Annotated in this window: 18 protein-coding genes; 6 read left to right on the forward strand and 12 right to left on the reverse strand. The window is 68.8% G+C overall.

Going from position 1 to position 19,871, the window contains the following annotated elements:
* Positions 1-6: 6 nt before the first annotated feature.
* From J7U37_RS13870 to J7U37_RS13885, 4 genes are all read right to left on the reverse strand, one after another.
* Complete coding sequence (locus J7U37_RS13870; protein WP_247636087.1) at positions 7-432, reverse strand: GFA family protein; 426 nt, start codon at positions 430-432, stop codon at positions 7-9.
* 71 nt (positions 433-503) lie between these two features.
* Complete coding sequence (locus tag J7U37_RS13875) at positions 504-1,259, reverse strand: FAD-binding oxidoreductase (RefSeq protein ID WP_056486522.1); 756 nt, start codon at positions 1,257-1,259, stop codon at positions 504-506.
* Complete coding sequence (locus tag J7U37_RS13880; protein WP_247636088.1) at positions 1,219-1,824, reverse strand: sulfite oxidase-like oxidoreductase; 606 nt, start codon at positions 1,822-1,824, stop codon at positions 1,219-1,221. The genes J7U37_RS13875 and J7U37_RS13880 overlap by 41 nt, the downstream gene beginning before the upstream one ends.
* Before the next feature lie 76 nt (positions 1,825-1,900).
* Positions 1,901-2,065 carry a YqaE/Pmp3 family membrane protein gene (locus tag J7U37_RS13885; RefSeq protein ID WP_082487210.1) on the reverse strand — a complete coding sequence of 55 codons (165 nt, stop codon included), beginning with the start codon at positions 2,063-2,065 and terminating at the stop codon, positions 1,901-1,903.
* A 229-nt stretch (positions 2,066-2,294) separates the two neighbouring features.
* Between J7U37_RS13885 and J7U37_RS13890 the strand changes: the two genes are divergently transcribed.
* The gene (locus tag J7U37_RS13890) at positions 2,295-3,032 is read left to right on the forward strand and encodes a hypothetical protein (RefSeq protein ID WP_247636112.1); all 738 of its coding nucleotides are present in this window, start codon (positions 2,295-2,297) and stop codon (positions 3,030-3,032) included.
* An 86-nt stretch (positions 3,033-3,118) separates the two neighbouring features.
* Here J7U37_RS13890 and J7U37_RS13895 read toward each other — a convergent pair whose 3' ends face one another.
* The 5 genes from J7U37_RS13895 to J7U37_RS13915 all read right to left on the reverse strand — a co-directional run bounded on the left by J7U37_RS13895 (position 3,119) and on the right by J7U37_RS13915 (position 10,543).
* On the reverse strand, positions 3,119-4,405 hold the full coding sequence (locus tag J7U37_RS13895) for a DUF4167 domain-containing protein (protein ID WP_247636089.1): 1,287 nt from the start codon (positions 4,403-4,405) through the stop codon (positions 3,119-3,121).
* A gap of 391 nt (positions 4,406-4,796) precedes the next feature.
* On the reverse strand, positions 4,797-5,726 hold the full coding sequence (gene prmC / locus J7U37_RS13900; protein WP_282103845.1) for a peptide chain release factor N(5)-glutamine methyltransferase: 930 nt from the start codon (positions 5,724-5,726) through the stop codon (positions 4,797-4,799).
* A gap of 82 nt (positions 5,727-5,808) precedes the next feature.
* The gene (prfA, locus tag J7U37_RS13905) at positions 5,809-6,894 is read right to left on the reverse strand and encodes a peptide chain release factor 1 (protein WP_247636090.1); all 1,086 of its coding nucleotides are present in this window, start codon (positions 6,892-6,894) and stop codon (positions 5,809-5,811) included.
* 81 nt (positions 6,895-6,975) lie between these two features.
* The gene (ptsP, locus tag J7U37_RS13910; RefSeq protein WP_247636091.1) at positions 6,976-9,240 is read right to left on the reverse strand and encodes a phosphoenolpyruvate--protein phosphotransferase; all 2,265 of its coding nucleotides are present in this window, start codon (positions 9,238-9,240) and stop codon (positions 6,976-6,978) included.
* A 67-nt stretch (positions 9,241-9,307) separates the two neighbouring features.
* On the reverse strand, positions 9,308-10,543 hold the full coding sequence (locus tag J7U37_RS13915; protein ID WP_056188565.1) for an aspartate kinase: 1,236 nt from the start codon (positions 10,541-10,543) through the stop codon (positions 9,308-9,310).
* A gap of 259 nt (positions 10,544-10,802) precedes the next feature.
* Between J7U37_RS13915 and ubiG the strand changes: the two genes are divergently transcribed.
* From ubiG to J7U37_RS13930, 3 genes are all read left to right on the forward strand, one after another.
* Entirely contained in the window at positions 10,803-11,549 is a 747-nt protein-coding gene (gene ubiG, locus J7U37_RS13920) for a bifunctional 2-polyprenyl-6-hydroxyphenol methylase/3-demethylubiquinol 3-O-methyltransferase UbiG (protein ID WP_247636092.1), read from the forward strand.
* Positions 11,550-11,599: 50 nt separating this feature from the next.
* Entirely contained in the window at positions 11,600-12,178 is a 579-nt protein-coding gene (locus J7U37_RS13925) for a YbhB/YbcL family Raf kinase inhibitor-like protein (protein WP_247636093.1), read from the forward strand.
* A gap of 111 nt (positions 12,179-12,289) precedes the next feature.
* Entirely contained in the window at positions 12,290-13,264 is a 975-nt protein-coding gene (locus tag J7U37_RS13930; RefSeq protein ID WP_247636094.1) for an NADPH:quinone oxidoreductase family protein, read from the forward strand.
* Between the two features lie 359 nt (positions 13,265-13,623).
* Here J7U37_RS13930 and J7U37_RS13935 read toward each other — a convergent pair whose 3' ends face one another.
* The 3 genes from J7U37_RS13935 to J7U37_RS13945 form a co-directional block, all read right to left on the reverse strand.
* The gene (locus J7U37_RS13935) at positions 13,624-14,637 is read right to left on the reverse strand and encodes an adenosine kinase (protein ID WP_247636095.1); all 1,014 of its coding nucleotides are present in this window, start codon (positions 14,635-14,637) and stop codon (positions 13,624-13,626) included.
* Between the two features lie 92 nt (positions 14,638-14,729).
* Positions 14,730-15,005, reverse strand: a complete 276-nt coding sequence (locus J7U37_RS13940; RefSeq protein WP_247636114.1) for a hypothetical protein — start codon at positions 15,003-15,005, stop codon at positions 14,730-14,732.
* A gap of 271 nt (positions 15,006-15,276) precedes the next feature.
* Complete coding sequence (locus J7U37_RS13945) at positions 15,277-16,203, reverse strand: protein-methionine-sulfoxide reductase heme-binding subunit MsrQ (RefSeq protein WP_247636096.1); 927 nt, start codon at positions 16,201-16,203, stop codon at positions 15,277-15,279.
* Between the two features lie 244 nt (positions 16,204-16,447).
* Between J7U37_RS13945 and ligA the strand changes: the two genes are divergently transcribed.
* Both ligA and J7U37_RS13955 read left to right on the forward strand, forming a co-directional pair.
* On the forward strand, positions 16,448-18,901 hold the full coding sequence (gene ligA / locus J7U37_RS13950; protein ID WP_247636097.1) for an NAD-dependent DNA ligase LigA: 2,454 nt from the start codon (positions 16,448-16,450) through the stop codon (positions 18,899-18,901).
* Positions 18,902-18,989: 88 nt separating this feature from the next.
* On the forward strand, positions 18,990-19,865 hold the full coding sequence (locus J7U37_RS13955; RefSeq protein WP_247636098.1) for a 3'-5' exonuclease: 876 nt from the start codon (positions 18,990-18,992) through the stop codon (positions 19,863-19,865).
* Positions 19,866-19,871: the final 6 nt, after the last annotated feature.

The following is a 19,871-nucleotide window of genomic DNA, read 5'->3' on the forward strand; positions in this document are numbered from 1 at the left end:
TGGTGGCTAAGCCTCCGGGACGAAACGGAGCGTTCCGGCGCGGCGAGTCGTTCCGCCGGTGTCGCTCGGATGGTTCACGCCGTCGAAGACCGGCATTTCGGGAAAGTCGAATGGGCTGACTCCGTCGAGGCAGGCCACGTTGACGCCGTACTGGTGCGGGTTCGATCGGCGTTGATGATGCGTATAGATCCCGCAGCGTGAGCAGAAGAAGTGCTGCGCCGCGCCGGTGTCGAACCGATAGCGCGTCAGCAGGTCCGCCCCTTGCAGGATCTCGACGCCGCCGCCCTCAGCCGAGACCACCGCGGCCCCGCGCATCCGACAATACGAGCAGGTGCAGCGCCGGATTGTGCCAAAGCCGTCGCTCAGCGTCGCCGCGAAGCGAACGCCTCCGCAATGACATTGCCCGAAAAATCGATCCGACCCATCCGTCATGTCGATTCGATCCTCGACCGCCGGACGCGATCTACAACCGGTCTCGGCTGCCGGACAAGACCAGCACGACTTCAGCTACCGAAGCGCTCGGTCCGGATCAGGCGCGGGTCCACTCCCGCATCGACGAGCAGGTCCGCCGTTCTCCCCACGAAGGCATTGCCGCCGCAGATGTAGATGTGACCGGGCTGTCCCAGCCGATGGAGCGCTTCGCCGATCATGTCAGCATCGACGCGCCGGCCGCCGGCGCGAGTCAGAGTCAGCATCAGCGCGAAATGCGGTTCGTCCCGGGCGCGTACGGCCAACTCCTCGGCGGCGATCGCCTCCCCCGCGTCGCGCACCGAGTAAAGCAAAAGGGACGGGACCTCGGGAGCCGCCGCCGCACGGTGGCGCAGCATTGCCAGCAGCGGCACCACGCCGGAACCGCCGCCGACCAGAAGGAGCGGTCCGCCATCCTCCGGCCGCCAGACGAAGGCGCCGCCGATCGGCCCGCGCAGCTCAATCGTGTCGCCGACCTCCGCCACCGTCTCGAAGAAACCCGAGACCTCGCCCTCGGGCAGCCCCTCGATCATCAACTCGATGGTGCCGTCCTGGCTCGGCGCCGAGGCGATCGAGTAGCTGCGCTGGGCTTGATAGCCATCCGGAGCGGTCAGGCGTACGTCCACATGCTGCCCGGCCAGCACCGGCCGATCAAAGGCGACCTGGAAGCGATAGCTCTTCACGCGCCCGGTGACGGGCCGGATGGCCGTGAGGGTCGCGGACTGCCAGGGGAGGGGGCGCGCGGTCGGCTCAATCACCGGTAAAGCGCTGCTCGCGCCAAGGATCGCCATACATGTGATAGCCGCGCAACTCCCAGACGCCGCCCTCGTCGCGCTGGGTGAAGCGCAGGCCCTTCACCCACTTGGCGCTCTTCCAGAAATTCAGGTGCGGAACCAGCAGACGCGCCGGGCCGCCGTGGTCAGCTGGGATTGGCGCCCCGTCGTAATGGGTCGCGACCATACCTTTGCCTCCGACGAGGTCCCCCACCGGAACGTTGGTGGTGTAGTCGTCGTAGCCCTCGGCCAGCAGGAAGGCTGTCGGCGCGGCGATGCCCGCATCGGCCAGAATGTCGTCGAAGCTGATGCCTTCCCAGGCCGTGTCGAACTTCGACCACTTCGTCACGCAGTGGATGTCGCCGCTCCAGCGTGTGCGCGGAAGGGCGGTGAACGCCTCCCAGGTCCAGGATTTCAGAGGGCGCGAACCCTCGCGCAAGGTGAAGGACCACGTGTCGAGATCGAGACGGGGATTCGGTCCGATCTGCAGGACCGGAAAATCCTCCGTGAGGTACTGCCCCGGGGGCAGGCGCTCCCGAGTTGCCTCCGGGGGCTTTCGCCCGGTGAAGCCGCGTGTGCTCATCCTGCCCTCGCCTCCATCGTTCCGCCGGCTTGGGTACCAACCCGGCGCTCAACCCTGGCGGACGGATACCATCGGCTCAGCGATCACGCAGCACCAGCCACAGGGCATGGATGGTGCCGGGCAGGACGCCCATCAGCGTGAGCAGAATGTTGAGCAGAAACTGCAGGCCGATGCCGGTGGTCATGAGGACCGCGATGGGCGGCAGGAAGATTGCGAGAATGATGCGGACGAGGTTCGACACGGTCGCTCCGAGAACAATGCGGTCGCAGGATCGCGGCCGCGACGGCCCAACCGGAACACGATCGCGGCGGACAGGTTCCCGCTGCGTTGGGACAAGGGCTGGTTTTCCGCCGCGCCGAATACGGATTGCTGCGGTGAATCATCTCCGTTGCTGATGTTCGGCCGGCTCTTCGCTATGCCGTGTGGAAACGCGGGCGATCCGCGTGCCGATCGCTTGGCTCGAGATCCCCGTGCTGGTCGAACTGTTTCATCTGCTCGTGACACCCGTTCCCCTGCGCCTTCGGCGGCTGGGATACCTGCGGGAGAGCGTGCTGCTGCTGTCGCGCGGCCGGCGCTGCCACGCTGCCTGGGCGTCCCATCTTGCGGCGTCCCGGGCCGCGATCCTGGACGCCTGCGCGGGCCTAGATCAGACCCGCATCGCTGTCGTTCTCGGGTCGGGGCTGCTCCAGGACGTGCCGATCGCGGATCTGGCCCGCCGCTTTCGTGAGGTCCACCTTGTCGATGCGGTGCATCTGTGGCCGGCGCGCCGCTTGGTCCGACCTTATCCCAACGTCCGGTTGATCACTGCCGACCTGAACGCCGAGCCGGGCCGGGTCGATCCGCTGCCGGCGCTCTGCGGTGGCGCCGAGGTCGACTTCGTGGTGTCCGCCAACCTCCTGTCGCAACTGCCGATCCTGCCGCTCGACCGGCCCGGCCTGTTGCCGCCCGATTTCGGCGGTCGCATCGTCCGGGCGCATCTCGAAGGCCTCGGGCGGTTGCGGGCACGCGTCTGCCTCCTCACCGACATCGAGCAGTTCGAGGAGGACCGGACCGGACGGATTACCGACCGGATCGATCTTCTGCACGGGGTGCGCCTCGATCCTCCCGACCGGGACTGGATCTGGGAGATCGCGCCCTTTGGCGAGGCCGCGCGCCATCACCGCCTGCGCCATCGGGTTCAGGCCTTCCTGAATTGGCGCACCGCCTGACACGGCGTGCCAGCCCAAACGCAAGAAGCCGCCCGATCGGGGCGGCTTCCTGTGAAGTTTGTCGAAGGTCGCGCGAATGCGCGGGTTTATTCGGTGACGGACGACGGATCGTCACCGCCGACGCCGCCCTCGGGGGCTTCAGAGCCCTCGAAGCGGGCGCGGCGGCGCCGGCGCGGCTTCGGGGTCGCGGGCGTCCCCTCGTCGGAACCGCCGGGGCCGGTACCAGTGTTCTGGGATTCTGCCGAGGCTGCCGGTTCGGCTGTCCGCTCGACGGCCGGAACGGGACGCGGCGGCGTCATCAGGAAGGCCGGCAGGGCGGCGACGTCCTCGGGATTACCGACCGGTTCACGCTCCTCGCGACGCCGGCTGCGACGCGGCGCGGCATCGTTCGTCCGGCTCGCCCGAGGCGTCTCCTCGCGGCTCGAACTCGGCCGAGCCGCGTCCTGGCCACCGAACTCCGATCGGTTGGCGTCCTGACGCGGGGCCTCGTTCACCGGCTGATCGGTTCGCCCGTTTTCGTAGCGAGGCGTTTCGGACCGGACCGGGGCAGGGCGGTTGAAATCCTGGCGCGGCTGATCCTGCCGGCCCGCATCCTGGCGCCCGTAATCCTGACGCGGATTGTCTTGGCGCGCACCGTCCTGGCGGTTCTGATCCGGCCGGAAATCCTGTCGGTTGGAATCCTGTCGGTTGCCGTCCTGACGACCGAAATCGTCACGTCGGTTGTCCTGCCGGTTGGAGTCCTGCCGGTTGTTGTAGTCCGGCCGGTTGCCGTCGCGCGGGTTGTCGAAGCGCTGGGGGCGGTCGCCTCGATTGCTGAAGCGGTCGCGTCGGTTCTGCCGGTTGTTGTCCGAGCCGGAATCCGGCCGGTTGGAATCCTGTCGATTCGAGTCCTGGCGGTTCGCGTCTTGCCGGTTGGAATCCTGTCGATTGTAATCCTGGCGGTAATTCTCAGCCCGCGTCTCCTGTCGCGCCTCCGGCCGGCCCTCGTAGGCCTGCGGCTGAGGCTGCTGACCCGGATCGCCGTATTCCTCGTTGTAGGAATTGGCACCGTAGCTGGAGGCAGCGTAGCCCTGCGGGGCGGCCTGACCTTCGTCGTCTCCCTCGTCGCCGTCGTCGTCGAAGCCGCGAGCGTAACCGCCCACCTGTTGACGGGTCTGTTCCTGAGCTCCCGAGATGATCCGGAAATAGTGTTCGCCGTGCTGGAAGTAGTTCTCTGCCGCCACCGGGTCGCCACTGGCCTGCGCGTCGCGGGCCAACTGGGCGTACTTGTCTGCGATATGCTGGGCAGTACCGCGAATCTTGACGTCGGGGCCGTTCGATTCGTAGGAACGCGTAAGCGGATTGGGACCTTTGGGGCGGTTGCGACCGCGCATCCGTCTATTCTGGTTTGGTCTCATCGGTCTCGATTGACCCTCGTTCGTCTCGGAGCGTCTGATGATGCGGCGGGTTCTGGGCGGTCACGACACCGCCTGAGGCAGGCTCGTCGCTGGCGCCGCGTGATCCGGGTCCGATGTGTCCGTGATCGCTTTCGCCGTGCTTTGCCGTCTCTGTCCGTTGACCAAGGCCCGCTCTGAGCGTCCAGGCGTCCTTCGGTTTTCAGGCACGAAGTTGACCAAGCTCCAGCGCGTCGTCCCGCGCACGCCAGCCTGATCGTGGGGAGATCTTCTAAGGGTGTCGCAGACCGAAGCCACAACCCGCCTTACCTCAGTCCATCTTGATGGACCGTTCGCGATCTGCCGGCGAGAATAGCCGTTCGCCGAGAGGTCAACAAGCGTTTTTTGTCCTCTCGCCGGGTGAGACCTCAGTTTTTCCGATTTTCACACCCTCCCGGCCGGTTCTGACCGTCTCGTCAGGGGTGAAGGTCACCACCCGGGCATGTCCAGCGAGGTCGTGAGTGATCCGCCCAATCCCGAGCCCGGCCTCGCGACCGAGAGTGGCCACCGCGTCCGCCTGGTCGTAGCCGACCTCGAAAACAAGTGCGCCGCCGGCAGCGAGCCCGGCCGGGCCGTCCGTGAGCGCCGCGATGATCGACCGGTAGGCATCGAGCCCGTCCGCCCCCCCGTCAAGCGCCACAGCCGGATCATGCTCACGCACCTCGACGTCGAGGTCCGGGATCGTCGCGCTCGGGATGTAGGGCGGGTTGGAGACGACGAGGTCGAAGGAGCCCGCGAGGGCTGCTGTCCAATCCGCCACCACGAAGGCGGCGCGGGCACCGACGCCGTGCGCCTGCGCATTCGCGCGGGCCTGAAGCAGAGTCGCCTTCGAACGATCGACGCCGATGGCGGTGCTGTTGGGAAGCTCGTTGAGCAACGCCACGAGAATGCAGCCGGAGCCGGTGCCGAGATCGAGGAGACGCAACGGCGTGCGGCGGTCGGGATGCAGCACCAGGGCCGTTTCCACCAGGGTCTCGGTGTCGGCGCGGGGAACCAGTGTCTCGGGGGCGAGCCCGAAGGACAGGCCCCAGAACTCCCAGGCGCCGACGATCCGGGCCACCGGCTCGCCCCCGAGCCGGCGATCCAGAGCAGCCGAGAGTTTGGCCGCATCGTCCGTTCCCAGGGGAGTCCGGCCCCTGAGGACGAGATCGGTCGAGGTCAGGCGCAGCACGTCGAGCAGGAGAAATCGGGCGTCGCTCGCCGCGATGCGTTGAGCGGCGAGCCGGTCGGTCATCACCCGCAGGGCCTCGGTCCGGCTCATGGCCGGATCGAACGGAGGCGCCTCGGCGTCGCCGACCCGTTCCGGCGCGGCCCCGTCCGTCATCGGTCCGAAGCAACGATCATCAGGCCATACCCTCGGCCGCCAGCAACTCGGCCTGATGCTCGGTGACGAGGGCGTCCACCAGTTCATCCAGGGCCTCGCCGGCCAGAACTTCCTCCAGCTTGTAGAGGGTCAGGTTGATGCGGTGGTCGGTGACCCGGGCCTGGGGGAAATTGTAGGTGCGGATGCGCTCCGAGCGGTCGCCCGAGCCGACCTGCGACTTGCGGTCGGCGGCGCGAGCGCTGTCCTTGGCGGTCCGCTCGGCGTCGTAGAGCTTCGCGCGTAGCAGCGACATCGCGCGGGCCCGGTTCTTGTGCTGGGAGCGCTCCTCCTGGACGAAAATCACGATCCCGCTCGGAAGATGCGTGATGCGGATGGCCGATTCCGTTTTGTTGACGTGCTGGCCGCCGGCACCCTGCGACCGCATCGTATCGATCTTCAGATCCGCATCGTTGACGACGATGTCGACCTCCTCCGCCTCGGGCAGAACGGCCACGGTCGCGGCGGAGGTGTGGATGCGACCCTGCGCTTCGGTGTCCGGCACCCGCTGGACCCGGTGGGCGCCGCTTTCGAACTTCAGGCGGGCGAACACGCCCTTGCCCTTCACCTCGGCGATGACCTCGCGATAGCCGCCGACGGTGCCCTCGCTCTCCGAGATGATCTCGACCTTCCAGCCCTTGGCGTCGGCATACTTGCCGTACATCCGGAACAGGTCACCGGCGAACAGGGCCGCCTCGTCCCCGCCGGTGCCGGCCCGGATTTCCAGGATGGCGCTCTTCTCGTCGGCGGAATCCTTCGGCAGCAGGATCAGCTGCAATGCCCGGTAGGCGGATTCCAACCCGGCCTCGGCCTCCGGCTTCTCGTCGGCGGCGAGCGCCCGCATCTCGGAATCGCCGCCGGGCTCGTCGATCAGCGCCTGGATGTCGGCCAGATTCTGCGCGGCGGCGCGATAGGCGTGGATCGCCGCGACGACGCCCTCCAGTTCGGACAACTCGCGTGACAATTGCACGAAGGTGTCGGAATCCGCCGAGCCGGCGCTCAGCGTGGCCGTCACGATGTCGTGGCGCGTCAGGATCGCGTCGAGGCGTTCTGCAGGAATAGGGGTCATCGCCCGTCGAAAACTCTCACCAGAAACAAGGGCTCGTCGGACCGGAAGCCAGATCGACGACGGGGTCGCGGCACGACCCAGTTAGATAGGAACCCCGTGCGCCTTCGCGAAGGCCGCCAGGGCTGGCCGCAGGGTGGCACCGTCGCCGGCCCGGGCCAGTTCGGTGTCGATCAGGTCGGAGACCGCGTTCACGTCGAGCCCCAGCACCATGGCCTTGACCGGGCCGATGGCGGCCGGAGACATCGAGAGGTGTCGGAAGCCGAGGCCGATCAGCGCCATGGCTTCCAACGGGCGACCGCCGATCTCTCCGCACACGGTGGCCGGGCAGCCGGCCGCGGCCGCCCGCTCGGCGATGATCCGGAAGGCCCGCATGGCCGGGACGCTCAGGGTGTCGAAGCGGTCCGCGACGCGCCGGTTCTCGCGGTCGACCGCGAACAGGAACTGCATCAGGTCGTTGGATCCGACAGACAGGAAGTCCGCTGCCTTGGCGATCTCGTCGATCTGGAACAGCAGAGAGGGCACCTCCACCATCACGCCGAGCTTGCAGTCGCTCGGCAGGGCGTGGCCGTGGCGGCGCAGATGCGCCTTCTCGCGCTCGACGATGGCCTTGGCGCGGGTGAACTCGTCCACCGTTGCCACCATGGGAAACATGATCTTCAGCGGTCGGCCGCCCGAAGCCTTGAGCAGGGCGCGCAACTGAACCCGCAGCAGGGCCGGGCGGTCGAGCCCGATGCGAATCGCACGCCAGCCCAGGGCCGGATTCTCCTCCTCCAGAGCCGGCATGTAGGGCAGGATCTTGTCGCCGCCGATATCGAGGGTGCGAATGGTCACCGGAAGGTCGCCGGTCGCGGCGAACACAGCCTCGTACAGCGTCTGCTGCTCGGCCGCCGACGGCATGCGTTGGGCCACCATGAACTGCAGCTCGGTGCGGAACAGGCCGATGCCGTCCGCACCGGTCTCGTGCAGATGGGTCAGGTCGATCAGCAGGCCGGCATTGAGCTGCAGGCCGATCTTGGTGCCGTCGAGGGTGACGGCGGGCACGTCGCGCAGCGCCCGGTATTGTTCTTGCCGGCGGGCGCGCAGGCGCACCATCTCGGCATAGGCCGCCTCGATCTCGGGCCCCGGCCGGACCTGGATCTCGCCGGTGGCGCCGTCGACGATGATCGCGTCGCCAGCATCGCACAGGGCCGTGGCGTTGGCGATCTCACCGACCGCCGGAATGCCGAGCGCCCGGGCCACGATGGCGATGTGGCTGGTCGGGCCGCCTTCCTCCAGCACGACGCCCCGCAGGGCCGTGCGGTCGTAGTCGAGCAGGGCTGCCGGCCCCATCGAGCGGGCGACCAGGATCGCGTTCTCGGGCAGCACGCGCTGCGCCCCGTTGCCCTCGGCACCGATCAGGGTGCGCAACAGGCGGTTGGCGAGGTCGTCGAGGTCGTGCAGCCGGTCGCGCAGGTACGGGTCGCTCTGGCGCATCATCCGGGCGCGGTTATCCGACTGGACGCGCTCGACAGCGGCCTCGGCCGTGAGTCCGGAATGCACGGCCTCGCGCATCCGGCGCAGCCAGCCCTTGTCATGCGCGAACATGCGCACCGTCTCCAGCACCTCGCGCGATTCCCCGGTGCCGATGCTGTCGCCGCGTTCGACCAAGTCGTCGATGGCCGACCGGACCTCGCCGATGGCAAGCTCCAGCCGCTCGACCTCGCGCTCGACATTCTCGGCGATGAGCTTCTTGATGACGATGCGTGGCTCATGCAGCACCACGTGCCCGAGGCCGATGCCATCGGCGAGCGCCACGCCGCGCTGGCTCACCGGCCGGCGCGCCGCCGAGCCCGCGCCCGGCGCCAGGGCCTGAAGCTCGCCCGAGGCGATCATCTCCGACAGCACCATGGCGGTGGTCTGGAGCGCTTCGATCTCCTCCTCGGAATAGACCCGGTAGGTCTTGTTCTGAACGACGAGGACGCCGAGCGTGTTGCCGGCGCGCAGGAGCGGCACGCCGAGGAAGGCGTGATAGGCCTCTTCACCCGTTTCCGGTCGATACGAGAAGGCCGGGTGCGACTGCGCGTCGGAGAGCGACAGCGGCTCGGCCGTCTTGGCAATGAGGCCGACGAGGCCCTCGTCCGCCCGCATCCGGGTCAGGTGGACCGCTTCGCGGTTCAGGCCCTCGGTGGCAAACAGTTCGAGGATATTGTCATCGCTGAGCACATAGACCGAGCACACCTCGGCGATCACGTTGGCGGCGATCAGCGTGACGATGCGGTCGAGGCGAGCCTGTGGGCTGACCGGCTCCGCCATCGCTTCGCGGAGGCGGCGCAGAAGCAGGCGCGGGCCTCCGGGCGCAGCGGGCATGGTCTCCTCGATCCGGCTTCGGCCGCGGGCTCCGGTCCGCGCGCAGGCGTGCGCGCGCTCCGGCTCGTCAGGCCTGGTCGAGGCCGTATAGCGAGTGGAGCGTGCGAACGGCAAGCTCCGTATAGGCGGCATCGATGAGGACGGAGAACTTGATCTCCGATGTGGTGATGGCCCGGATGTTGATGCCTTTTTCGGCCAGCGCCCGGAAAGCCTTGGCGGCGACGCCCGCGTGGCTGCGCATTCCGACGCCGATGGCCGAGACCTTCACCACGTCGGTGGCCCCCTCGATCTGGGCGAAGGCGATCACACCGCTCTGCGCGTCGAGGATCTTGCGGGCGCGATCGTAGTCGGCCGAGGGGACCGTGAAGGTCATGTCGGTGGTCGACTGATCTCCCGACACGGTCTGGATGATCATGTCGACGTTGATGTTGGCGTCCGCCAGGGGCCCGAAGATGGCGGCGGCGATGCCGGGGCTGTCCTTCACGCGACGAAGCGTGATCTGCGCCTCGTCCCGGGAGAAGGCGATCCCGGTGATGATCTGCTGTTCCACGATGTCGTCCTCGTCGCAGATGAGGGTGCCGGGCCGGGCATTGTCCGGCGGATCGAAGGAGGAGCGCACCGTGGTCGGCACGCGATGGACCATGGCGAGTTCGACGGAGCGGACCTGCAGGACCTTGGCGCCGAGCGACGCCATCTCGAGCATTTCCTCGAAGGTCACGCGTTCCATGCGCTTTGCCTTCTGCACCACGCGCGGATCGGTGGTATAGACGCCGTCGACGTCGGTATAGATGTCGCAGCGCTCGGCCCCGATGGCGGCCGCGATGGCGACAGCGCTGGTATCGGAGCCGCCGCGCCCCAGGGTGGTGACCCGGCCGGTGGCCTCGTTCATGCCCTGGAAGCCGGCGATGACCGCGACTTCGCCGCGCTGGAAACCCGCATTGAGGCGCGCGCCGTCGATGCCCTCGATGCGGGCCGAGCCGTGCGCGTCCGAAGTCAGGATCGGGATCTGCCAGCCCTGCCACGAGCGGGCCTGGATACCGATCTTCTGGAGAGCGATGGCCAGGAGCCCGGCGGTGACGAGTTCGCCCGAGGCCACCACGGCGTCGTACTCGGCCTCGTCGTAGATCGAATTGGCGTCCTTGACCCAGGCGACGAGCTCGTTGGTCTTGCCCGACATCGCCGAGACCACCACGGCGACCTCGTAGCCGGCTGCGACCTCGCGCGCCACGTGGGCGGCCACGTTGCGGATGCGCTCGACATTGGCGACGGACGTGCCGCCGAACTTCATCACCAGACGGGGCATGTTCTCACCAGACGGAGCCTGTCGCGTCCGCGACGCGTCGCAAGAGCCAGGGATAGTGGCAAGAGCCAAGGATAGCGGCAGGAGCCAGGGAAAGCGCAACAGCCAGGGATTCGGCCGGTCTCGGGTCGAAATTTCCACGCCCCGTACGGCCTGCCGCGTCGCTTGGCTGCTGTACCGGACAGGGCTTCGGCGGGTACAAGGGCCGCCCGGGCGTGTCAACAAGGGGGTACGCCCACCCCGCACGAGACATGCCGAGACGATGACCGGACCCACAGGCGCCTCCATCGACCGCGACGAGGTCGCCCGCTTCGAGGCCATTGCGGCCACTTGGTGGGACGAGGCCGGCCCGATGCGGGTCCTGCACCGCTTCAACCCGGTCCGCCTCGCTTACGTGCGGGATGCCGCCGCCCGCCATTTCGGGCGCGACACGAAGGCGCCTTTTCCCCTCGATGGCCTCGCCCTTGTGGATATCGGCTGCGGCGGCGGCGTCCTGTCCGAGCCGCTGGCGCGCCTCGGTGCAATGGTCACGGGCCTCGATCCGGCTCCCACCAACGTCAAGGTGGCCCAGGCCCACGCCGATGCCGAGGGCGTGCCGGTCGATTATCGGGCGCGCACCATCGAGGACGTGGTGGCCGGCGGCGAGCGCTTCGACATCGTGCTCGCCATGGAGGTGGTGGAGCACGTAGTCGATATGCCGGCCTTCGTGGCGCAGGCGGCCCGCGCGGTGAAGCCGGGCGGCCTGCTGTTCGCCGCCACCATCAACAGGACGCTGCGGTCCTACGCCCTGGCCATCGTGGGGGCGGAATACGTCCTCGGCTGGCTGCCGAAGGGCACCCACGACTGGGACAAATTCGTTCGGCCCGACGAACTCACCCGCGCCGTCGAGGCCGGCGGACTGCGCGTGACCGACACCACAGGCGTGGTCTTCAACCCGCTCGACGGCTCGTGGCGCCCGAGCCGGGACACTGCAGTCAACTACATGATCGCGGCGCAGCGCCCGGCCTGAACCTTCAGTCTGGCAAGGGGTTGGTCGGCGTATCCGCCGGGAGATCGCCGTTGCTCGAGAAAATTCCGCATGCCGTGGGCGCCGCCCTGTCTGGCCTTAAGGCCGGGCTGGACAGGACCGCCTACCGGACCGATTTCGCCGCGGCGCCGGAGGGCCTGACGCTCACCAGTCCCGCCTTCGACGATGGCGCTGCGATGCCGGCGCGCTTCACCGCGGACGGGGAAGGCACCTCGCCGCCGCTGGCCTGGACCGGCCTGCCCGCCGGCACTGCCCGCGTCGTGCTGCTCGTCGAGGATGCCGGAAGCCCGACGCCGAATCCCCTCGTCCACCTGATCGCCTGGGACCTCGATCCCGACGCGCCGCTATCGGAAGGCGCGGCGAGCCAAGCCGGTTCGCGTCTCGGTCTCGGCGAGAATCTCGAACTTGGCAAGAACAGCTTTCTGAAATCCGGCTGGCTGCCGCCCGATCCGCCCACTGGCCACGGGGCGCACGCCTACCTGTTCCAGGCCTATGCCCTCGACCGGGCGCTGGATCTGCCCCAGCATCCCGGCCGAGGTGCCTTGCTGGAGGCGATGGCGGGACGCGTGCTTGCCAAGGGCTGTCTGGTGGGAACCTACGAACGCCCCTGACGGCCGCAGTGCCTGCACTCTGGATCGCGGTGCCTATACTTTGGACCGCAGTGCTTGCGCAGGCCGCCGTGTCGGTGCAAGCGCCGATGCGAACATCAGGGAGGTGTGGGCATGAAGGCGCTGCTGTGTACCCGACTCGGGGGACCTGAGGATCTGGAACTCGCCGATCTGCCGGACCCGGTGGCCGGTCCGGGCGAGGCCGTGATCCGCATCACGCTGGCGGCGCTCAACTTCTTCGACACCCTGATCATCGCCGGGCGCTATCAGGTGAAGCCTGAACTCCCGTTCTCTCCCGGCGGCGAGGCCTGCGGCGTGATCGAGGCTTTGGGCGAGGGGGCCGAGGGCTTTTCGGTGGGCGACCGCGTCATCGTCCACCAGAAGTTCGGCACCTGCCGCGCGCGGATCGCCGTCGCCACCCGGCACCTCACCCCCGTGCCGGACGGCGTCTCGGACGAGCAAGCCGCCGGGCTGACCATCACCTACGGGACCTCGCTCCACGCCCTGCGCGACCGCGCCCGGCTTCAGCCTGGCGAGACCCTGGCGGTGCTCGGCGCCTCGGGCGGCGTCGGCCTCGCGGCAGTGGAACTCGGGGCGATCCTGGGCGCCCGCGTCATCGCCTGCGCGTCCTCGCCGGAGAAGCTTGCCGTGGCCGAGGCGCACGGCGCCACGATGGGCCTCGATTACGCCGCCGACAACCTGCGCGAGGGCCTGCGCCGCCTCACCGAGGGGGAGGGGGTCGACGTGATCTATGATCCCATCGGCGGCGACTACGCCGAGCCGGCCCTGCGCTCGCTCGGCTGGAAGGGGCGCTACCTGGTGATCGGGTTCGCGGCCGGTGACATCCCCCGCATTCCCCTCAACCTTGCCCTCCTGAAGGGCATCGACATCCAGGGCGTGCACTGGGGCGTCTTCGTCGAGCGCGAGCCCGAGGCGCATCGGGCCAACCAGGAGCAGTTACTGGCCTGGGTGGCGGAGGGACGCCTGACCGCCAAGGTCCACGGTGTCTATCCGCTCGCCGAATACGCCGAGGCCCTGGGCATCCTCAAGCGGCGCGAGGCCGTGGGCAAGGTGTTGCTGCGGATGTGAACGGCACGCCTCTTATTCGTCAGTTCTCGCGCCCGTAACTGTGCGACCCTACCCAGGGGGGCGCGGCGCGACGCGCGTCCCTCGATCTTTGACAGGGGGATCGCACAGGCTTGTTCCACGAGCCGGAAAGGCTCGAGGAGCACCCCGTCACCCCGTCACCCCGGGGCCGCTCAGCGGAGCCCGGGACCCAGAAGCACTGGTATTGCAAGGCTTTCCACGGTCGGCGGCTCTGGATAGCCCACCGTCGGCGTCTCTGAATTCCGGGTTCGCCTGCTGCGCCCCGGAATCGCGCGCGGTTCAGACGCAATCATCGCCCCACACAGGCGGAGCGAAGAGACGGCACCTCGGCTTTCCGCCCCTCAGAGCAGGCCCTGGGCCTTGGCCAGCGCCACCAGGTCGTGCTGGGGCCGGGCGCCGATGTGCTGGATGACCTCGGCGGCAGCCAGCGCACCGAGGCGGGCGCTGGCGACGTGATCGAGGCCGCGGGCATGACCGGCAAGGAAGCCGGCGGCGAACAGGTCTCCGGCGCCGGTGGTGTCGACGAGTTCATGCACCGGGGAGGCGGGGACCGATTGCACGTCGCCGCCCTGGATCACCAGGGCGCCCTCGGCCGAGCGGGTGACGAGGCCGAGCAGGTCCTTGCCGCGCGCGGCGCTCTCGTCGCGCAGCGCCCGGATCGCCGCATCGGCGTCCTCGGTCTCGTACAGGCTCTGCAATTCGGCCATGTTGGCGAACAGAATGTCGACGCTGCCGTCGCGGATCAGGCCCAGGAATTCCTCCCGGTAGCGTCCGACGCAGAAGGCATCCGACAGGGTCAGGGCCGCCGCGTTTCCGGACTTGTGCGCGATAGTCACGGCCTTTCGGAACGCGTCCTTGGCGGCCGGCGGGTCCCACAGGTAGCCTTCGAGATAGACCACGCGGGCGGATGCCACCGTCGCCTCGTCCACATCGGCCGGGGACAGGCCCTGGCAGGCGCCCAGATAGGTGTTCATGGTGCGCTCGCCATCCGGCGTCACCAGGATGAAGCAGCGGGCGGTGGCCGGCCCGTCGGTGGCGGCGGCGATCGGGAAGCGGACGCCCGTGGCCTTGAGATCGTGGGCGAACAGGCCGCCGAGTTCATCGTCGCGGACCTTGCCGACGAAGCTCGTTCTGGCGCCCAGCATGGCGGCGCCCACCGCCGTGTTGGCGCCGGACCCACCCGACACGATGGTGGCCGGACCCATGGCGGCGAACAGGGACTCGGCCCGCGCCTCGTCGATCAGTTGCATCGCACCCTTGGGCACGCCCTGGGCCGCGAGGAAATCCTCATCGGTCTGGGCGATCAGGTCGACGATGGCATTGCCGAGGACGAGGAGGTCGAGGGATTCGGACATCGGGCCGTCCAGTCTGGCGTGCGGGATAAAAACTGCGCTGCGCTGTGGCATCGCCCCTCGCGGGGGTCAACCCGCGGTCCGACGCCAAGGGTTCACTGGAAAATCTTGACCTCGCACTGGGCGTACTCGTTGCTCGCCTTCACGTAGTTGGTCAGAGCCTGGATATAGGCCTCCAGCTTGGGTCGGAACGCGGCGATCTCGACGTTGTAGGCCTTGATCGCGTCATTGTAGCTGTAGGCTTCCCAGCCCGGGCATCCACCCTTTGCGTCCAGGCAAGGCGGCTTGGCGGGCAGCGTCGGCTTGATCGGACGCGTCGCGGTCGACGGGGCCTCCGGCGGCGTGCAGGCCGCCGAAGCCGCATCGCTCATCAGCAGGCACCCGAGCGCGAACGCCCCGAGTGGGCCGCGGCCAATCCACTTGCGCATGCTGGGCGTTCCTTGCGTGTTGCTGGTTCGGTTCATGCCCGCGGGATGACGGGTCGACAAGCGCCACACTGGTAAACGCCTGTGCGCCGAGCCGACGCAAGGCGTATCGGACCGGCTCGGCTTGTCATCGAGGGCATCCCGCTGGAACAGACCTGCCGCTGACGGGAATTTTCGATCGAAACGATCATCACGCAAAATTCCGGGTGCTCGGGGCTCAGCCGGCAGCCACCGGCCGGCGCGCGGGCATCGCCGCGGCCGACTCCGCGACCGGACCCGTAGCGGCCTTTCCGGATGCCCCCCGCCCCTTGCCGCCCAGGCCTACCCGCACCGCGTTGACCACCGGTACGCACAGCCCGAGGGCCAGTACCCACCAAGCCGGCCTGATGGTGTCCGGAACGTCAAGGTTGGCCGCAAGCACCAGGCTCGCTGGAATGCCGCTGGCCGCGCCGTACCAGGCTGCCTCGAGCAGGGCGGTGAGGAGAGCGGCCGCCACGGCTAAGCCGAGCAACGTCAGCGGGTTGGTGGGCCACCGGAGCCGCTGCATGGCGCGATGGCCCATCAGCAACAGGAAGGCGCCGGTCCAGAACACCGGGTCGGAGATGTCGATCTTGGCCTGGAGATAATAGTGGATCAGGCCGAGGACAGCGATCGCGTAGACCATCCTGTGAAGGCGCGGCCAAGCCTTGCCGAGCCGGCGAATCATTCCGTCCGTGGAGGTGACGCCGAGCACCACGAGGCCGAGGAGCGCCACGAAGCCGATGGTCAGGTAGATCCGGGTCAGGATCTCCGTGACGACCTTGGTGAGCACGAAGTTCTGATCGACGACGTAGAGCATCAGGTGGATCAGCCCGTAGGCCATCACGGTCAGCCCGAGCATGCGCCGCACCAGGATCAGCTTCGGCAGGTTCGCCACGCGCCGCAGCGGCGTCACCGCCAGCGACAGCATGAGGAAGCGGACCGCCCATTCGCCGGTGCCGTGCAGCAGGGCGGTGATCGGCTTGGCCCCGAGCGCATCGGCCGCGTAGGCGCCCGCGAGCCACAGCCCCGGCACCAGGGCGAACAGGAAGGTGGCGAGCTTCAGGCCGGAGACGCGACCGGCGCGGTCGCGCCAGGGCGCGGAGAAGGCGGGCGGGGCTGGCATGGCGATCCAGAATCGTTGATCGGTTGCGTGAAGAGATAGGGTCTGGGTGGACCCGGTGAGGCGGCGCGGCGTCGCAGGCAGCCAGGCGGGTCACGGCGATGCGACGGCACCAGGGACTCATTCGCCAGCGGCGCGCGCGGGTTACAGGCTGTGGAGGGCGGCGCGTCAGCCGGAACCTCTTCCCGTGCGGCGGCGGTTTCCGATTGCTATAAGCGCACCCCGCGCCCGATCACGAAGCCGCTTCATGTCCGCAGACAACGCCGTCGACAGCCTCGAGACGATGACGCCGGAGGCGGCGCGGGCCGAGCACGCCGATCTCTCCGAGCGGATCGCTGAAGCCGACCGGCTCTATCACCAGGAGGACGCGCCCGAGATTACGGATGCGGAATACGACGCCCTGCGCCGGCGCCTGGAAACGATCGAGGCGCGGTTCCCGGATCTCGCCGGGACGGGCGCTGCCAGCACATCGGTGGGTGCCAAGCCATCCGAGAAATTCGCCAAGGTCCGGCATGCCGTGCCGATGCTCTCGCTCGGCAACGCCTTCGCGGACGAGGAGGTGACCGACTTCGTCGCCCGCGTCCGGCGCTTCCTGAACTGGCCGGAGGCGGAGCCGCTGGCCTTTACGGCCGAGCCGAAGATCGACGGGCTCTCGCTCGCACTCCGCTATGAGGACGGGCGCCTCGTCACCGCCGCGACCCGCGGCGACGGCGAGGTCGGCGAGGACGTCACCGCCAATGCCCGCACGGTGTCGGACATCCCGCAGCGGCTTGCAGGTCACGACGTGCCGCCGGTCTGCGAGGTGCGGGGCGAGGTCTACCTTTCGCACGCGGATTTCGCCGCCATCAACGCCCGTCAGGAGGCTGCCGGCAAGGCGCTGTTCGCAAACCCGCGCAACGCCGCGGCCGGTTCGCTGCGGCAGCTCGACCCGGAGATCACCCGGTCGCGTCCGCTCAAGTTCTTCGCCTATGCGTGGGGCGAGGTGGTGCCGGCGCTCAACGGGACGCAGCACGGCGTGCTGGAGCGGTTCCGCGCTTGGGGCCTGCCGGTCAACGACCGGACGAAGCTGTGCCCCGACGCAGAGGCGATGATCGCGCATTACCGCAGCATCGAGGCGGAGCGCGCCAGCCTCGGCTACGACATCGATGGCGTGGTCTACAAGGTCGACGACCTCGCGTTGCAGCGCCGCCTCGGCTTCGTCTCGCGCTCGCCGCGCTGGGCGCTCGCCCACAAGTTCGCGGCCCAGAAGGCGCTGACGGTGGTCGAGGACATCGAGATCAATGTCGGGCGTACCGGCTCCCTCAATCCGCTGGCGAAGCTCAGGCCGGTGACGGTGGGCGGTGTCGTGGTGTCGAACGCCACCCTGCACAACGAGGGCTACGTCCAGGGCGTCGGGGCCGACGGCGAGCCGATCCGCGACGGGCGCGACATTCGGGTCGGCGACACCGTCGTGGTGCAGCGCGCCGGCGACGTGATCCCGAAGGTCATGGACGTGGTGCTGGAGAAGCGCCCGCCCGATGCGAAGCCCTACGTCTTTCCAACCCACTGCCCCGCCTGCGGCAGCCGGGCGGTGCGCGAGATCAACCCGCGCACGGGCAAGCCCGACGCCGTGCGACGCTGCACCGGCGGTCTGATCTGTCCCGCGCAGGGAGTGGAGCGCCTGAAGCACTTCGTCTCGCGCAACGGCTTCGACCTCGAGGGCTTCGGCCAGACCTATATCGAGGTTCTGTTCGAGGCCGGGCTGGTTCGCCAGCCGGCCGACCTGTTCCGCCTCGCCTTCGAACCCCTGAAGGCCGCCATCGTGGCCCGCCGCGAAGCCCTTTCGGCCGAGCGCCGGACGGAGGGCGCGCCGGCCCCGAAGAAGCCGACCAAGAAGAAAGGCGAGGAGGAGGACAAGGCGATCAAGAACCTCCTCGCCTCGGTGGAGGATCGCCGCAGCCTGCCGCTGAACCGCTTCCTGTTCGCCCTAGGCATCCCGGACATCGGCGAATCCACCGCCAAGGCGTTGGCCAAACGGTTTTCCGACATGCCGGCGCTGATGGAGGGCGTCGCGGCTGCGAGCCGCGATCAGGCCGGACCGGACTGGATCGAGCTGTCCGCGCTCTCGCGCATCGGGCCGACCACCCGCGACCGGCTCCTGGAATTCGGTTTTCCCCGCGACGGGACGGTGGTTGACGCGGTCGAGGGGGACGAGGCGCAGCCGCAAGGCCATGTCCGCCTCTCCGCCCCCCAGCGCGCCAGCCTTGTGACCCATTACGGCGACGCGGATGCCATCGCGGCGGGCTTGGCGCGGGCGGCCGGGCAGCGCCCCGGCGATGCGTATCGCCACTTCGCCGACGATGGCGAGATCGGCCCGGTGGCGACGGATTCGCTGATCGCTTTCTTCGCCGAGCCCCACAACGACGCGGCAGTCCGGGCCCTGCTCGCCGAAGTGAAGACCGAGCCGATGGCGGCCCCGGCCTCCGCCACGGCCTTCGCTGGCAAGACGGTGGTGTTCACCGGAAGCCTCGAACAGATGACCCGCTCCGAGGCGAAGGCCACCGCCGAGCGCCTGGGTGCCAAGGTCTCGGGTTCTGTCTCGGCCAAGACCGACCTCGTGGTGGCGGGCCCGGGCGCGGGTTCCAAGCTGAAGGACGCCCAGAAGCACGGCGTCGAGGTCATCAGCGAGGAGGCATGGCTGGCGCTCGTCGCCAGCGCTTGAGCCGGGAATTGCGGGCGCCTAGACTCCGGTGATCATCTTTCCGAGAGCCTGGCTGCGTTCGGCCGGGACAGGCCCCCGCGACCCTCGCATGACCGTCATCGCCATCGATTTCGAGACCGCCAACGAGCGGCGCGACAGCGCCTGTGCCGTTGGGCTCGCCTGGATCGCCGGCGGCCGGGTGGTGCGGCGGGAATCCCGCCTGATCCGTCCGCCAGAGCTGCGCTTCTCGCCCGGCAACATCCGGGTCCACGGAATCGTGCCTGCCGACGTGCGCCACCGGCCGGACTTCCCCACTGTGATGGCGGAGTTTTTGCCCGACCTCGCCTCCGGCCTGATCCTCGCGCACAATGCCGGATTCGACATGGGCGTGCTGCGCGCCTCGCTCGCGGCTTATGGCGTGCGGCCGCCGGCCTTCGCCTACCTCTGCACCCTGCAGATCGCCCGGCGGGTCTTTCCGGCGGAGGAGGGCTGCGGCCTCGGCAAGGTCGCGGCCCGCCTCGGCATCCGCTTCGAGCACCACGATGCCGGCGAGGATGCCTATGCCTGTGCCGAGATCGCGCTTGCCGCCGCGCGGGAGACCGGCGCGCCGGACGTGCCCGCCCTGGCGCGGGCGATCCACCTGCCGATCACTCGGTTGCCGGAAGGACCCGATGCGGCTGCGCGTGCCCCGAGCCGCCCGGGCTCGCTCACGGACCGCGCCCGGATGGCGGCGGGTGCGCGCTCCGCTTCGTCGCCAGGCCTGCACTTCGCGGTGCGCGGCAGCAGCGGCAACCGCTACGCCGTCACCCTCGAGGATCGCAGCACCGGGCCGCACCTGCGCTGTACCTGCATGGCCGGGCGCTACGGCACTCGCTGCCGCCACGTGAAGGCTCTGCTCGATGGCGACATCACCGACCTTCTGTCGAGCAACCACGACGACGTCGCAGTGCTGCGGGTTCGGATGACGGCAACTTCATCGGGGTGAGGCGCG

Origin of the sequence: Methylobacterium sp. 37f (genome assembly GCF_023093475.1) — a bacterium.
Lineage (GTDB): Bacteria > Pseudomonadota > Alphaproteobacteria > Rhizobiales > Beijerinckiaceae > Methylobacterium.

What these genes read in the sequence shown, in the direction of transcription:
- J7U37_RS13870 (WP_247636087.1), bottom strand. Translation starts at nt 432, where the DNA reads ATGACGGATGGGTCGGATCGATTTTTCGGGCAATGTCATTGCGGAGGC.
- J7U37_RS13930 (WP_247636094.1), top strand. Translation starts at nt 12,290, where the DNA reads ATGAAGGCGCTGCTGTGTACCCGACTCGGGGGACCTGAGGATCTGGAA.
- ligA (WP_247636097.1), top strand. Translation starts at nt 16,448, where the DNA reads ATGTCCGCAGACAACGCCGTCGACAGCCTCGAGACGATGACGCCGGAG.
- J7U37_RS13880 (WP_247636088.1), bottom strand. Translation starts at nt 1,824, where the DNA reads ATGAGCACACGCGGCTTCACCGGGCGAAAGCCCCCGGAGGCAACTCGG.
- J7U37_RS13935 (WP_247636095.1), bottom strand. Translation starts at nt 14,637, where the DNA reads ATGTCCGAATCCCTCGACCTCCTCGTCCTCGGCAATGCCATCGTCGAC.
- ptsP (WP_247636091.1), bottom strand. Translation starts at nt 9,240, where the DNA reads ATGCCCGCTGCGCCCGGAGGCCCGCGCCTGCTTCTGCGCCGCCTCCGC.
- J7U37_RS13945 (WP_247636096.1), bottom strand. Translation starts at nt 16,203, where the DNA reads ATGCCAGCCCCGCCCGCCTTCTCCGCGCCCTGGCGCGACCGCGCCGGT.
- J7U37_RS13955 (WP_247636098.1), top strand. Translation starts at nt 18,990, where the DNA reads ATGACCGTCATCGCCATCGATTTCGAGACCGCCAACGAGCGGCGCGAC.
- J7U37_RS13940 (WP_247636114.1), bottom strand. Translation starts at nt 15,005, where the DNA reads ATGAGCGATGCGGCTTCGGCGGCCTGCACGCCGCCGGAGGCCCCGTCG.
- ubiG (WP_247636092.1), top strand. Translation starts at nt 10,803, where the DNA reads ATGACCGGACCCACAGGCGCCTCCATCGACCGCGACGAGGTCGCCCGC.
- prfA (WP_247636090.1), bottom strand. Translation starts at nt 6,894, where the DNA reads ATGACCCCTATTCCTGCAGAACGCCTCGACGCGATCCTGACGCGCCAC.
- J7U37_RS13895 (WP_247636089.1), bottom strand. Translation starts at nt 4,405, where the DNA reads ATGCGCGGTCGCAACCGCCCCAAAGGTCCCAATCCGCTTACGCGTTCC.
- prmC (WP_282103845.1), bottom strand. Translation starts at nt 5,726, where the DNA reads ATGAGCCGGACCGAGGCCCTGCGGGTGATGACCGACCGGCTCGCCGCT.
- J7U37_RS13875 (WP_056486522.1), bottom strand. Translation starts at nt 1,259, where the DNA reads ATGGCGATCCTTGGCGCGAGCAGCGCTTTACCGGTGATTGAGCCGACC.
- J7U37_RS13915 (WP_056188565.1), bottom strand. Translation starts at nt 10,543, where the DNA reads ATGCCCCGTCTGGTGATGAAGTTCGGCGGCACGTCCGTCGCCAATGTC.